Origin of the sequence: Streptomyces sp. NPDC057654 (genome assembly GCF_042800135.1) — a bacterium.
Taxonomy (GTDB): Bacteria; Actinomycetota; Actinomycetes; order Streptomycetales; family Streptomycetaceae; genus Streptomyces.
The window spans coordinates 1-13,311 of sequence record NZ_JBHVHQ010000146.1 but is presented as its reverse complement, the minus strand read 5'-3'; the positions used below and the strand labels follow the sequence as shown (position 1 = coordinate 13,311).

Below are 13,311 nucleotides of genomic sequence, written 5' to 3'. Positions count from 1 at the left end.
GCCGTCGGCGGCGGGGCCGGAGCGGGGCGCGGCCTCGCGGGTTCGGCGGCGGGCGCTCGTACCGTCTCCGGGCGTCCCGTCCAGAAGTGGTGAACGGCGAAGACGCACACGACGAGCAGCACCGCCGCCACGGCTGCCAGCGTCTTGGGTTCGATGCCGCAACGAAGCTGCGCCCACAGGCGCACCCGCTCCCCCAGCCCGGCTGCGCTCATGTGGCCGCGCCGCCCCCAGCCGTCACCCCTGTCCCGATCGGCCCCGCCGCCTTGCCCGTCTCCCGCCCCGGCGGACACCGCCAAGCCCCCGGCACCCGCCGCCGCGGGCCCACTCGGCATACCCGGCGCGAGCACCGGCACCGGCACCGATGTGCTTCCAACCTCCGCGAAAAGTCCGGCCGCGCGCTCGCGGGTGACAGTCGGAGCCAGGACGGACGTGCGGTGCACCGCACGCGGGCGGCGGTGGTGGGGATGGCTGGAGCGGTGGCGGGTGCGCGGGTCCGGGCCTCGGCCCGGACCCGTCGTCACTGTGTGTGATCGAGGCGTCATGCCAACTGACGGTAGGGAAGATCAGTCGATCTCGCTGAGCGCCCTCAAATTCCGTGGATAACTCGCCAGTTGTGGATAACTCAGCCACCCTCGCGAGAATTCACGAGAATCGCAAGCATCACGGGTGCCACGAGCATCACGGATAGTCATCGAGGCGAGACCACGGCCCCCAGCAAGCCCGGCCCAGTGTGCGCCCCGATCACCGCGCCCACCTCGCTGACGTGCAGTTCCGCCAGGTCGGGCAGGCGGCCCCGCAGCCGGTCGGCGAGTGCGTCGGCCCGTTCGGCGGCTGCCAGGTGGTGTACGGCGACGTCGACGTGGCTCGTTCCGGCGCGCTCGACCACGATCTCCTCCAGCCGGGCGATGGCCTTCGAGGCCGTGCGCACCTTCTCCATCAGCTCGATCCGGCCGCCGTCGAGCTGGAGCAGCGGCTTGACCGCGAGGGCCGAGCCCAGCAGGGCCTGGGCCGCGCCGATCCGGCCGCCTCGCCGCAGATAGTCGAGGGTGTCGACGTAGAAATACGCGGCGGTGCCCTCGGCGCGCTTCTCGGCCGCCGCGACGGCCTCGTCCAGGGACCCGCCGGCGTCCACCGTCTCGGCGGCGGCCAGGGCGCAGAAGCCCAGCGCCATGGCGACCATGCCGGTGTCCACGACCCGTACCGGAACGGGCGCCTCGCGCGCCGCGAGCACCGCGGCGTCGTATGTGCCGGAGAACTCGGACGACAGGTGCAGCGACACGATGCCCGCGGCCCCCGCCTCGGCCGCCGCGCGGTAGGCGGCGGCGAAGACCGCGGGGCTGGGCCGGGAGGTCGTCACCGGCTTGCGTTTCTGGAGTGCCGCGGCGACGGAGCGGGCGGAGATCTCGGTGCCCTCTTCGAGCGCCTCGTCGCCGAGTACGACCGTCAGCGGCACGCTCGTGATGCGGTGCCGCTCCATCGCCTGCTGCGGCAGGTAGGCCGTGGAATCGGTGATGATCGCGACATGGGGGGACATGCCCCGGAGGTTACCCGTCAGGCCCTCCCGGCGGCAGTGCGGACCCCGCCGGGTGATCATCCCACCTTACGTGCGTTGCCCATGAGGTCAGAGGCCGTTCTCGGGGCGGCTGGTCTTCTGCCAGGGGTAGGCCGGACGCTGCCAGCCGCGGCCGCCTCCGGAGATCGCGGACCGGTTGCCGTCCGAGGCCCCGCCCTGTCCTGCGGCACCGTCGGAGCCGGGCCGTGCCACACCGTCGGGACCGCCGTCGGGGACGGGCCGTGCCGCACCCGCCGCGCCGCCCTCCGGGCCCCCCGCGCCGGGCCCTCCGTCCGCCCCGTCCGCGGCGGGCACCCAGTGCCGCAGCGCCCCCGCCTCCAGATCGATCTGGTCGTTGAGCGCCGCGAAGTCGTCGTCGACGAACTGCCGGGCGCGGTCCTGCGCCGCCCATCGCAGCGAGTTCGCGGAGTGCCGCACCCGGTCCGCACGCTCCCGCAGCTCCGGCAGCCGGGCCGCGACGCGGGCCTTGTCGGGCTCGCCCTCCAGCCGCCGCAGCTCGTCGTCGAGCTTGTGCCCGTGCTCGCTGAGCCGCTCGAAGAGGCCCATCGCCTCGGACAGCGAGGCGTCCTCGGCGGAGGCGAGGCGCAGCGCGTCCTGCGTCGCCCGCATCGCGCCGCGCAGCGACAGCCGCAGCTCGGCGACCTCGCCGACGGGGCCGGGCTGCGTGTACTGCTTGGCCTTCAGCCGGGTGTCCTCGACGGTCCGCCTGGTCTGGTGGACCGTGCGGTCCACGCCGCGTTTCACGGCCCGTACGGCCTTGACGGCGGCGATCACCCCCAGCACCACGAAGGCCACGAAGAACAGCGCAACGATCACGGCCACGGCCTCCATGGGCGCTCCTCAGCGGCTCGGCAGGGTGTTTCCGACGGCCGCCGGCGGTTCCGCCGCGAGCTCTCCGCGGCCTTCCCGCGTCCGTCGGTCCGGCGTCCGCCGGTGGTTTTCACCTTCCTCCACCGTAAACGGCGCGGGCAGGCCGCGGGTTCCGAATGAACCCCCAACCTGCCCTTAGGGAAGAACCCCGAACTCGGGGAAAAACCCGATAACGCCCTTGAAAAGCGGTTATGCCGGAACGATGTTCACCAGCTTCGGCGCCCGGACGATCACCTTCCGGATGCCTGCGCCGCCGAGTGCCGCGATCACGGTCTCGTCGGCCAGCGCCAGCTTCTCCAGTTCCTCGTCGGAGATCGACGGGGAGACCTCCAGGCGCGCCTTGACCTTGCCTTTGAGCTGTACGACGCAGGTCACGGTCTCGTCCACGACGTACGCGGGGTCGGCGACCGGGAAGTCGTGATGGACCACGGAGTCCTGGTGGCCCAGCTTGCGCCACAGCTCCTCGGCGATGTGCGGGGCCAGCGGCGCGATCAGCAGCACCAGGGGCTCGGCGATGGCACGGGGGACCTCACGCACCTTGGTGACGTGGTTGTTCAGCTCGGTGATCTTGGCGATGGCGGTGTTGAAGCGCAGCCCGGACAGGTCCTGCCGGACGCCGTCGACGGCCTTGTGCAGGGCGCGCAGCGTGTCCTCGTCGGGCTCGGAGTCGACGACCGTGACCTCGCCGGTGGCCTCGTCCACGACGTTGCGCCACAGCCGCTGGAGCAGCCGGTACTGGCCGACGACGGCCCTCGTGTCCCAGGGGCGCGAGACGTCCAGGGGACCCATCGCCATCTCGTACAGGCGCAGCGTGTCGGCGCCGTACTCGGCGCAGATCTCGTCCGGGGTGACGGCGTTCTTCAGGGACTTGCCCATCTTGCCCAGCAGCCGGCTGACCTTCTCGCCCTGGTAGTAGTAGGCGCCGTCGCGCTCCTCCACCTCGGCGGCCGGCACGGCGATGCCGCGGCTGTCCCGGTAGACGTACGCCTGGATCATGCCCTGGTTGTAGAGCTTGTGGAACGGCTCGGCGGACGAGATGTGGCCCAGGTCGAACAGCACCTTGGACCAGAAGCGCGCGTACAGCAGGTGCAGCACGGCGTGCTCCGCGCCGCCCACGTACAGGTCGACGCCGCCGTGCGGCTGGCCCTCGCGCGGGCCCATCCAGTAGCGCTCGATGTCCGGGGCGACCGGCTGCTCGCTGTTGTGCGGGTCCAGGTAGCGCAGTTCGTACCAGCAGGAACCGGCCCAGTTGGGCATGGTGTTGGTCTCGCGGCGGTACCGCTGGGGGCCGTTGCCGTCGCCCAGGTCCAGGGTGACGTTCACCCAGTCCTCGTTGCGGGACAGCGGGGTCTCCGGGGAGGTGTCCGCGTCGTCGGGGTCGAAGGTCCGGGGCGAGTAGTCCTCGACCTCGGGCAGTTGCAGGGGCAGCATCGACTCGGGCAGCGGGTGGGCGACGCCGTCCTCGTCGTAGACGATCGGGAAGGGCTCGCCCCAGTAGCGCTGGCGGCTGAACAGCCAGTCGCGCAGCCGGAAGTTGACAGTGCCCTCACCGATGCCGCGTCCGGCCAGCCACTCGGTGATCGCCTCCTTGGCGTCGGCGACGCCCAGGCCGTTCAGCGAGATCTCCTCGCTCGCGGAGTTGACCAGCTTCGCGTCGTACGAGTCGAAGGCGTCGTCCCAGGTGTCCGGGTCCGTGCCGCGGTCGTCGGCGGGCTCGACGACGCAGCGCATCGGCAGCTCGAAGGCGCGGGCGAAGGCGAAGTCGCGGCTGTCGTGCGCGGGGACGGCCATGATCGCGCCGGTGCCGTAGCCCATCAGCACGTAGTCGGCGATGAAGACGGGGGTCCGCTCGCCGCTGACCGGGTTGACCGCGTACGCGCCGGTGAAGACGCCGGTCTTCTCCTTGGCGTCGGCCTGCCGCTCGACGTCGGACTTGGCGGCGGCCTGCTTGCGGTACGCGGCTACGGCGTCGGCGGGGGTGGCGTGGCCGCCGGTCCACACCTCGTGGGTGCCCTCCGGCCAGGCGGCCGGGGTGATCTTCTCGACCAGCTCGTGCTCGGGGGCCAGCACCATGTAGGTCGCGCCGAACAGCGTGTCCTGCCGGGTGGTGAATACCGTGATCTTCTCTTCCCCTACGGGGAAGTCCACGCGCGCGCCCTCGCTGCGCCCGATCCAGTTGCGCTGTTGCAGCTTGATGGCCTCGGGCCAGTCCAGCCCGTCCAGGTCGTCCAGCAGCCGGTCGGCGTAGGCGGTGATGCGCATGTTCCACTGGCGCAGCTTGGCCTTGAAGACGGGGTAGTTGCCGCGCTCGGAGCGGCCGTCGGCGGTGACCTCCTCGTTGGCCAGCACGGTGCCCAGGCCGGGGCACCAGTTGACGGGCGCGTCGGAGGCGTACGCCAGGCGGTGGCCGCTCAGGATGTCGGCGCGCTCCGCGGCGGTCAGGCCGTCCCACGGGCGGCCGTCCGGGGTGGGCCGCTCGCCCTTGGCGAACTGCTCCACCAGTTCGTCGATGGGGCGGGCGCACCGGGCCTTGTCGTCGTACCAGGAGTTGAAGATCCGCAGGAAGATCCACTGCGTCCACTTGTAGTACTCGGGGTCGATCGTCTCGATCGAGCGGCGCTTGTCGTGGCCCAGGCCCAGCCGGCGCAGCTGGCGCCGCATGTTGACGATGTTGGCCTCCGTGGAGGCCCGCGGGTGGGTGCCGGTCTGCACCGCGTACTGCTCGGCGGGCAGCCCGAAGGCGTCGAAGCCCAGGGTGTGCAGGACGTTGTGGCCGGTCATGCGGTGGTAGCGGGCGTGCACATCGGTGGCGATGAAGCCCAGCGGGTGGCCGACGTGCAGCCCCGCGCCCGACGGGTAGGGGAACATGTCCATGACGAACTTCTTGGGCAGCGCCACGGTCTCGGGCGCCCCCGCCAGGTCGCCGCTGGGGTTGGGCGCCTCGTACGTGCCGTTCGCGTCCCAGAAGTCCTGCCAGCGTGCCTCGATGTCGGCGGCCAGTGCGGCCGTGTAACGGTGCGGCGCGGCCACCTCGGCGGCGGAATTGGTCTCGCTCATCGTCCTAGCTCCATCGATCGTCTCTGCCCGTCTGCCCGTAACCGGCGCTGCCCGCATACGGGACTGCCCGCATTCGGTATCTGCACCTGAAATGCAAAATCCCCTCGCACAGGAGGGGACGCCGCGCCGAGTCCGACCTGGTGGAATCCACCGGTCGGTGCTGTTCAGCGCGGCCGGCTAAGCAGAAGGCGTACGGCACGCATGGGGTCAGGTTACCGCAGCCGCCGAAAGGCCCGCACCGAGGTTCACCTCGGCACGGGCCCTGCCATCGCCGTACGGGCGCCCAGACGGCCGCTGAGCGGCGGCAGGGCGCCCTGCCGGTACGGGGAGGCTCAGTGGCGCTTCGCCGGCCGGTACGAGGTCACGTAGTCGCTCGCCGGGGAGCCGACGCCGGTGACGTTGTCGTAGCCGACGGTCGCGGAGAGCGAGCTGTTGCCGCCCAGGCTGCGCAGCGAGGTGAGCAGCCCGTCCTTGGCGTCGAAGCCGTTGGCGTAGTCGACACGCACGACGCCGAGGCCGCGGCCCTGGCCCAGCGGGTGGTCGGTGACGTCGTGGTAGGCGCCGGTGCCGTACCGGTCGTAGATGCCCGGGTTGGCGAAGCCGACCGGCACGCCGTGCCGCGCCTGCTGGACGAGCGCCTGGACGCCCGCGATCACCGGCGCGGCCAGCGAGGTGCCGCCGATGCGGTACTCGGCGTACTGCTGCGAGCCGTCCGGGAAGGTCTGGGTCTGGCCGACCAGGAAGCCGGTCTGCGGGTCGGCGACCGCGGAGATGTCGGGCTCGACGCGCATCGGCTTGGAGCCGTTCGCCTTGGAGAGCGAGTCCGGGACCACGCCGCGCTGGTAGAAGGGCTGCTCGTAGAGCTTGCTGGTGCCGCCGCCCGCGCCGCCGGTGTACGCGCCGGGCATCGAGGTCCAGCTGTCGCCGCTCTTGGACAGGTCGGCCTTGTGGGTGCCCCAGCCGGTCTCCCACTGGTACTTGTTCCCCTTGCCGACGGCGAGCGAGGTGCCGCCGACGGAGGTGACCCACGGGGAGTTCGCGGGGGTGTCGACCTGCTTCGTGCCGGTCTTGTCGACGTTGTCGCCGTTGTCGCCGGAGGAGAAGTAGAAGCCGATGCCCTCGACGGCGCCCATCTGGAAGATCCGGTCGTAGGCCGCGGCCGTGTCCGGGGTCTCGTTGGCCTCCACGTCGCCCCAGGAGTTGGAGACGATGTCGGCGAGGCGGTTGTCGACGACCTTGTTCAGGGTGTCGATGAAGTCGTCGTCCTGGCAGGACGCGGCGCCGACGTAGACGATGTCGGCCGCGGGGGCGACGGCGTGCACGGCCTCGACGTCGAGGGTCTCCTCGCCGTACCAGCCGGCCGCGCCGCACTCGTTGTCGCCGGTGTGCGTGTAGTCGTCCGGCAGCACCTGGGTGAGCTGGCCCTTGCGGTAGCTCTTGTCGCCGTTGCGCTTGGCGTACCGCTGGGCGTCCTCGGCGATGGTCGGCGAGGCGTACGCGTCGGTGATCGCGACGGTCACGTCCTTGCCGGTGAAGTTCTTGGCCCCGTAGGCGGCGCGCAGCTGCTTGCCGGTGTAGCCCTTGATCGCGTACGGCTGGTGCGTCCCGTAGGCCGACGGCAGGCTCTTGTTGGTCTTCGAGCCGTAGTACGTGGAGAACGGGCCGGAGTTGCGGTAGACGGCGCTCGGGGGCGGCAGCGTCGCGTCGTGCTTGGCCAGCCGGGGGGCGTTGTTGAGGCCGACGACGGTGAGGACGGCGCCGTTCAGCGCCGCGGGCACGGTGGCGTCGCTGGACGGGGCGTGGTAGGTCTTCCCGTCCTTCGTGTAGTTGTGCAGCCGGGTGCCGAACGCCTTCTCGGCTGCGGCCGTGTCGCCGCTCACGGAGAGGTAGTGGCCGTTGGCGCCGGTCACCTTGAGTCCGGAGGAGGTCAGCCAGTCGCCGACCTTGGCTATCTGCTCCTTGGTGGCGCCGAACCGGGCCTTCGCCTGCTTCGCGCTCAAGTACTTGCCGTACGAGGACGAGTTCGGGTCCGATACGGAGCGGGCGTACGCGGCCAGGCCCGGGGCGTCCTGCCCGGCGAGATAGACGCGCACGGCGATCTTGTTCGACTTGGGCGTGTCGCCGCGGTCGGCCTTGGGCGTGGCCCACAGGGGCTTGGTGCCCTGGAGCGCGTGCCGGTCGTGCGGGCCGGAGTCGGCGTTGGCGGTGGGCACGCCGAGCGCGAGAGCGCCGGCGACCAGCGGCAGCGTCGCCGCCGCGGCCAGTCCGGCGCGCACTCTGGAGCGGCTTGATCTCATGGAACCCCCTGCGGTCCGATCCATCGCATATGACGGAGGCGCTGGATGTAGCACCCACGTAAAACGCCACTCTTTCGGTCAAGTGTTCATACAGGGGGCATGCGTTCACCAAGAAGAGCCCAAGGAACGGTCATGATCGGACATTCAATACGGCGTTCACAACCGGCTGCCGGTGAAGGAACGGGGGCTGCCGGTGAAGACCGGGAGAACGAGCCGAGTCGGCGGGCCGGCGAGTGAACAGGCGGGCCGGTGAACGAACCGACGTTAGCAGCGACGCACCGCCGGCCGTCGCGGTTGCCGGAAGGCCGCCGAAACGCCGCTCCCCGGTGCCTAGCTTGCGGGCATGCACATCCACCGCAGGAGCCGCGCCGGGGCCCTGAGACTGCCCAGGCCGCCCCGTCAGGCCCGCGTCGCCGGGATCCTCGCACTGCTCGCCCTCGCGTCGGCGCTGCCGTTCGCGGCGGGGGGCGGGCCGCGCCGGTTCCTCGACTACACCGGCGGCGTGCTGACGCTGCTCTCACTGACGGCCACGGTCGTCTGGGGCCTCATCGCCTCCGGCCGCGCGCTGCTCACCCCGCGCGGGCGGCTGCTCGCGCAGGCCGTGCACCGCGCGACCGCGGTCTGCGCCCTCGGCTTCCTGCTGTTGCACGTCACCCTCAAGGTCGCGGACGCCCATGTGGGGCCGCTCGCCGCCCTGCTGCCGTTCTCCATGGGGGTGCGGGGCGCGGGCGGGCTCATCGGGCTGGGGGCGCTGGCCGGTCACCTGATGGTCCTCGCGGCGGCCACGGGCACCCTCCGGAGCGTCTTCGCGGGGCGCGGCCGGGCCGCCGGGCGCTGGCGGGCCCTGCACGCGTGCGCGTACCCGGCGTGGTGCGCGGCGATCCTGCACGGCCTCAAGTCCGGCCGCCCGCCGTCGGCCTGGGTGAGCGTCTGCTACGGGCTGTGCCTGGCTGCCGTGGCGGGCGCGCTGGTCCTGCGGCTCGTACGGACCCGGCGCGCCAGACGGCGCGAAGACGATGCCGCACGCCCGGCGCACGCAGGACACCCGGGACACGCAGTGCGTACGGTGCCACCGGCACGGCGGGAAGGGGCAGCGGGCGCGCCTCTGGTCCCCCGGCAGCGTTCCTCCGGTCCCGGCCCGCTCTCCGCCGCCCTGGGGCGTCCCGCACGCGACTCCGCCACGGGTGACGGGCCGTGAGCGCGCCTCCCGGGGAGCGCGCGGCGTCCGGGCCGCTGCCCGACGTTCCCGAAGTGCTCGCCCTCGGAGTGCCGCGGCTGACCGCCGGGTTCGGCGAAGCGGAGCGGCTGGAGCGGCGGGCGCACCTGGTGGTCCACGGCTCGATGCCGTCGCTCACCGAGGACCAGGTGACAGAGGCCGCCGATACGATCGGACTACGGGGGCGGGGCGGAGCGGGCTTCCCGTTCGCGCGGAAGATGCGCGCCGTTGGGGAGGCCGCCCGGCGGCGCGGAGTGCGGCCCGCCGTGGTGGTCAACGGCTGCGAAGGCGAACCGGCGTGCCGCAAGGACGCCGTACTGCTGCGCCGCGCGCCGCACTTGGTGCTGGACGGCGCGCTCCTGGCGGCCGGCGCCCTGGGCGCGCGCACCCTGGTGGTCGGCGTGACACGGGAGGGCGCCGAGGAGTCCGTACGGGCCGCACTGGCCGAACAGGGGCTCGCCGACCGGCGCGGGCGGACGCTCCGCGCGCGGGTCGTCCGGCTGCCCGAGCGGCTAGTCTCCGGAGAGGCGTCCGCACTGCTGCGCGGGGTGGACGGCGGCCCCCCGCTGCCCCCGGGACGGCGCGTCCACGCCTCGGAGGAAGGGCTCGGCGGCGTGCCGACGCTCCTGTCCAACACCGAGACCTTCGCCCAACTCGCCCTCGCCGCCCGCCTCGGCACAGCCCGCTACGCCACCACAGGAGCCCCAGCCGAACCGGGCACCCTGCTGCTCACGGTGGCCGGCGCGGTCGGCCGGCCGCGCGTCGTCGAGGCGCCGAACGGCGTGCCCCTGCCGTACGTACTGGAGTCGTGCGGAGCCGACCCCGCGCCCCCGGGGGTGCTGATCGGCGGCTACCACGGCGCCTGGCTGGACCAGGCGACCGCGTACGGCGCCGCCCTCTCGTACGAGGGCCTGCGCGCCCAGGGCGGAACGCTCGGCGCGGGCGCGGTCCTCCCCCTCCCCGCCGCCACGTGCCCGCTCGGCGAGACCGTACGGGCCGCCCTGTGGCTCGCCGCGGAGTCGGCCGGACAGTGCGGTCCGTGCCGGCTCGGGCTGCCCTCCCTCGCGGGAGCCCTCGCGGACGTGGTGGGCGGCGGCGGCGGACGGGACGCACTGGAGGCGGTACGGCTGACCGCCCAGTCCGTACGCGGCCGGGGCGCGTGCGGCCACCCGGACGGCGCGGCCCGCTTCGTGCTGTCGGCCCTGACCGCCTTCACTGACGACCTGGCGGCGCACGTCCTGGACGACGGCTGCGGCCGCGCCACGGCGGGGGTGCTGCCGCTGCCGTCCCCCGCTGGTCCCGACGCGCCGAGCGCCCCGACCGGCGAACGGCTGGCCGTCGACTGGACCCTGTGCGAGGGCCACGGCCTCTGCGCGGGGCTCCTCCCGGATCTCGTACGCCTCGGCGCGGACGGCTTCCCGACACTCACCGCCGGGGACGTCCCGGCCTCTTCAAGAGGACGCGCGTTACGGGCCGTACGCCGCTGCCCGGCACTGGCGCTGCGGTTGGAGAGGCGGGAGTGACCCGCGGTCGGCGCCGGCAGGCCCTCCGGGACGCGCCCGGCGTGCGCGCAGGCGCACACCCGACCCGCACTCCCCCGGCCCGCCCCCAACCACCTCGCCTCCCACCGTCATCTCCCCCGCTCACACCAAGATGCGCATCGGCTCCTCGATGATCTCCCGCAGCGCGGCGAACCAGCGGGCGGCCAGAGCGCCGTCCACCGGCCGGTGGTCGACGGACAGGGTGAGGGCCAGCACCTGGGCCGCCTCGACCGTCCCGTCGGCGGTGACCACCGGTTCGCGGGTGGCCGCGCCGACGGCGAGGATCGCGGACTGGGGCGGGTTGATGATCGCGGCGAACTCCTCGACGCCGTACATCCCCAGATTGCTGATCGTGATCGCCCCGCCTTCGAGGTCGCCCTGGCGCAGGGACCCGGTGCGCGCCTGTTCCGCGTACGTGCGCACACCCCGCGAAATCCCGGACAGGGACAGCTCGGTGACGTTCCGGAGCACGGGCGTGACCAGGCCGTTGTCCGTGGCGATCGCCACCGCGACATCGACCGCGGCGAAGCGCCGCACGGCGTCCGGCAGCCAGACGGCGTTCATTTCGGGCACTTGGGCGTGGGCCAGGGCGACGGCCTTCACCAGAAGGTCGTTCACCGAGATCTTCACAGACCCGCCGGACCCGCCGGATGCACCGGACCCACCGGTCGCGTTGAGCTGCCGCCGCAGCTCCAGCAGCGCGTCCGCCCGGACCCGCGAACGGAGGTAGAAGTGCGGCGCGTTCTGCTTGCTCCCGGTCAGCCGGGCGGCGATGGCGCGTCGAATCCGGGTGTGCGGGATGTCCTCGTACGCGCCGGAGGGCTCGGCCGCCAGGCGCTCGGGGCGCGCGGCAGCGGGAGCGGGAGCGGCAACGGGAGCGACCGGCTCCGACGGCCGCGCTTCCCCCGACGCAGCCGCCTCGTCCGTACGTACGGCCGCGTCAGCCCCACCCGTACGTCCAGCCACGGCCGCCCGTACGTCATCCCGTACGATCCGCCCGCCCGGCCCCGTACCGGTGATCGACTCGATCGGCAGCCCGGCCTCCCGGGCCAGGCGGCGCGCCAACGGGCTGGCGAAGATCCTGCCCGAGGGCTCCGAGGGCTCCGACGTCCCGTCATCTTCCGAAGCGGCCCCCGACGCCTGCGGCAAACCAACCGGCACATCCCGCCGCTCCGCCGTCCGCGCCCCGCCGCCGCCCCCGCCGTCGGCTCCCACGCCCAACCGCACCAGCAACGCGTCGAGATCATCGACCTGTTCGCCCACCGCGCCGATCACCGCGATAGGGCTGCCGACCTCCACCTCGGCGCCCGCCGGCACCAAGGTCGCCAGCAGCGTGCCGTCCGCGTCGGCGGGGACGTCGACCTCCGCCTTGTCCGTCTCGACGACGATGAGCGAGTCGCCCTGGCCGAACGACGCGCCCGCCGCCACCGGCCAGGACGACAGGACCGCCGACGTGGAGCCGGCGGCGACTTCCGGCATGGGGAGCAGCTCCGCCATGGTTCCTCCGTAGGTTGTGCGGTGGTAGGGGCCGTTGGTTATGGGGGGGGGAAGTGGGGGAAGAGAGGGAAGAGGCCCGGCGGCTCAGCTGCCGGTGACCCTGGCCAGTTCGGCGGCGACTTCCTCGCTCCGCGCGATGGCCGCCCGCTCCAGCACCTTGCTGATGCTGGGCGACGCCTCGCCGCCGTGGACGCGCTGCACGGGCTGGTCGAGCCAGTCGAAGAAGCGGCGCTGGATCTCGTCCGCCAGCCACGCCCCGTACGAGGTGCCGACGGCGCCCTGTTCGGCGATCAGGACGTTGTTGGTCTTGCGGATGCTGGCCCCGATGGTGTCCCAGTCGATGCTGGCCCGGTCGAGCCAGCGCAGGTCGATGACCTCGGCGTCCACCGTGCCCAGCTCCTCGACGGCCTCCAGCGCGTACCCGGTCATCGCCAGATAGGACAGGATCGTGATGTCCTCGCCCGTGCGCCGTACGGCCGCCTTGCCCACGGGCAGGCAATAGTCGAGGTCGTCGACGGGCGCGGGCCCCGAGGCCGCGTACAGGTCGACGTGCTCGATGACGACGACGGGGTCCTTGCAGCGCAGCGCGCTGTTCATCAGGCCGATGTAGTCGAAGGGCGTGGACGGCGCCACGATCCGCCAGCCGGGGGCGGTCGCGAAGATTCCGGCCGGGTCCATCGAGTGCTGCGAGCCGTAGCCGGTGCCCATGGCGACCTTGCTGCGCAGCACCAGCGGTACGTCGCTGTCGCCGCCGAACATGTGGCGGGCCTTGCCGATCTGGTTGAACAGCTGGTCGGCGGCCACCCACATGAAGTCCGCGTACATGAACTCGACGACGGGGACCCGGCTGCCCTCCAGGGCGATGCCTCCGGCGAGGCCCGCGAAAGCGTTCTCGCTGATGGGCGTACCCAGAACCCGGTCCGGGTGGGCTTCCGCCAGTCCGCGGGTCGCGCCGTTCGTACCGCCGCTGAGGCGGTGCACGTCCTCGCCCATGACGACGATCCGGTCGTCCTCGGCCATCCGGCGGCCCATGACGGCCGCGACCGCCTCGATGAACTTCCGCTCGGTCAGCTCTCCTTCGAAGGTGTCGAGGTCGGCGACGCGCGCGCCGTCGAACTCGGTGAGGTCGCCGCGCACGCCCACATCGCTGAAGCCGGGGTCCGGCCACAGTTCGGGGCGGATCCGCCGCTGTCCGGGCTTGCCGCCGGGCTTGGGCTCCAGCAGTTCGCCGCCGATGGCGGCGACGGTGTCCTTGGCGCG

At 72.7% G+C, this 13,311-nt stretch carries 8 protein-coding genes and 1 pseudogene; 2 read left to right on the top strand and 7 right to left on the bottom strand.

The window, feature by feature from the left end; all coding sequences use genetic code 11:
* From ACFU99_RS14345 to ACFU99_RS14325, 5 genes and pseudogenes are all read right to left on the bottom strand, one after another.
* Window positions 1-212 (bottom strand): annotated as a pseudogene (locus tag ACFU99_RS14345) (ComEA family DNA-binding protein); the annotation flags it as partial.
* Between the two features lie 476 nt (window positions 213-688).
* A complete protein-coding gene (locus ACFU99_RS14340; RefSeq protein ID WP_384390752.1) occupies window positions 689-1,534 on the bottom strand; it encodes a DegV family protein in 846 nt (281 codons plus the stop codon).
* An 87-nt stretch (window positions 1,535-1,621) separates the two neighbouring features.
* Window positions 1,622-2,404: a hypothetical protein gene (locus ACFU99_RS14335; protein ID WP_384390749.1), complete on the bottom strand. Its 783-nt coding sequence runs from the start codon at window positions 2,402-2,404 to the stop codon at window positions 1,622-1,624.
* Between the two features lie 228 nt (window positions 2,405-2,632).
* Window positions 2,633-5,500, bottom strand: coding sequence for a leucine--tRNA ligase (gene leuS, locus ACFU99_RS14330; RefSeq protein ID WP_384390747.1), 2,868 nt, complete (start codon window positions 5,498-5,500; stop codon window positions 2,633-2,635).
* A gap of 332 nt (window positions 5,501-5,832) precedes the next feature.
* On the bottom strand, window positions 5,833-7,797 hold the full coding sequence (locus ACFU99_RS14325; RefSeq protein ID WP_384390744.1) for a protease pro-enzyme activation domain-containing protein: 1,965 nt from the start codon (window positions 7,795-7,797) through the stop codon (window positions 5,833-5,835).
* Between the two features lie 343 nt (window positions 7,798-8,140).
* Here ACFU99_RS14325 and ACFU99_RS14320 point away from each other — a divergent pair, with 343 nt between their 5' ends.
* Together ACFU99_RS14320 and ACFU99_RS14315 are read left to right on the top strand one after the other, a co-directional pair.
* Complete coding sequence (locus ACFU99_RS14320) at window positions 8,141-8,995, top strand: hypothetical protein (RefSeq protein WP_384390741.1); 855 nt, start codon at window positions 8,141-8,143, stop codon at window positions 8,993-8,995.
* The gene (locus ACFU99_RS14315) at window positions 8,992-10,536 is read left to right on the top strand and encodes an NADH-ubiquinone oxidoreductase-F iron-sulfur binding region domain-containing protein (protein WP_384390739.1); all 1,545 of its coding nucleotides are present in this window, start codon (window positions 8,992-8,994) and stop codon (window positions 10,534-10,536) included. Before ACFU99_RS14320 ends, ACFU99_RS14315 begins: the two co-directional genes overlap by 4 nt.
* 120 nt (window positions 10,537-10,656) lie before the next feature.
* Here ACFU99_RS14315 and ACFU99_RS14310 read toward each other — a convergent pair whose 3' ends face one another.
* Together ACFU99_RS14310 and ACFU99_RS14305 are read right to left on the bottom strand one after the other, a co-directional pair.
* Window positions 10,657-12,051, bottom strand: a complete 1,395-nt coding sequence (locus tag ACFU99_RS14310; protein WP_384390736.1) for a 2-oxo acid dehydrogenase subunit E2 — start codon at window positions 12,049-12,051, stop codon at window positions 10,657-10,659.
* Window positions 12,052-12,135: 84 nt separating this feature from the next.
* Window positions 12,136-13,311, bottom strand: a 1,176-nt coding sequence (locus tag ACFU99_RS14305) for an alpha-ketoacid dehydrogenase subunit beta (RefSeq protein WP_384390733.1), incomplete at its 5' end; no start/stop codon positions are given.

Excerpts from the sequence above, each read along its gene's own strand:
- ACFU99_RS14340 (WP_384390752.1), bottom strand. The coding sequence starts at position 1,534 with ATGTCCCCCCATGTCGCGATCATCACCGATTCCACGGCCTACCTGCCG.
- ACFU99_RS14335 (WP_384390749.1), bottom strand. The coding sequence starts at position 2,404 with ATGGAGGCCGTGGCCGTGATCGTTGCGCTGTTCTTCGTGGCCTTCGTG.
- leuS (WP_384390747.1), bottom strand. The coding sequence starts at position 5,500 with ATGAGCGAGACCAATTCCGCCGCCGAGGTGGCCGCGCCGCACCGTTAC.
- ACFU99_RS14325 (WP_384390744.1), bottom strand. The coding sequence starts at position 7,797 with ATGAGATCAAGCCGCTCCAGAGTGCGCGCCGGACTGGCCGCGGCGGCG.
- ACFU99_RS14320 (WP_384390741.1), top strand. The coding sequence starts at position 8,141 with ATGCACATCCACCGCAGGAGCCGCGCCGGGGCCCTGAGACTGCCCAGG.
- ACFU99_RS14310 (WP_384390736.1), bottom strand. The coding sequence starts at position 12,051 with ATGGCGGAGCTGCTCCCCATGCCGGAAGTCGCCGCCGGCTCCACGTCG.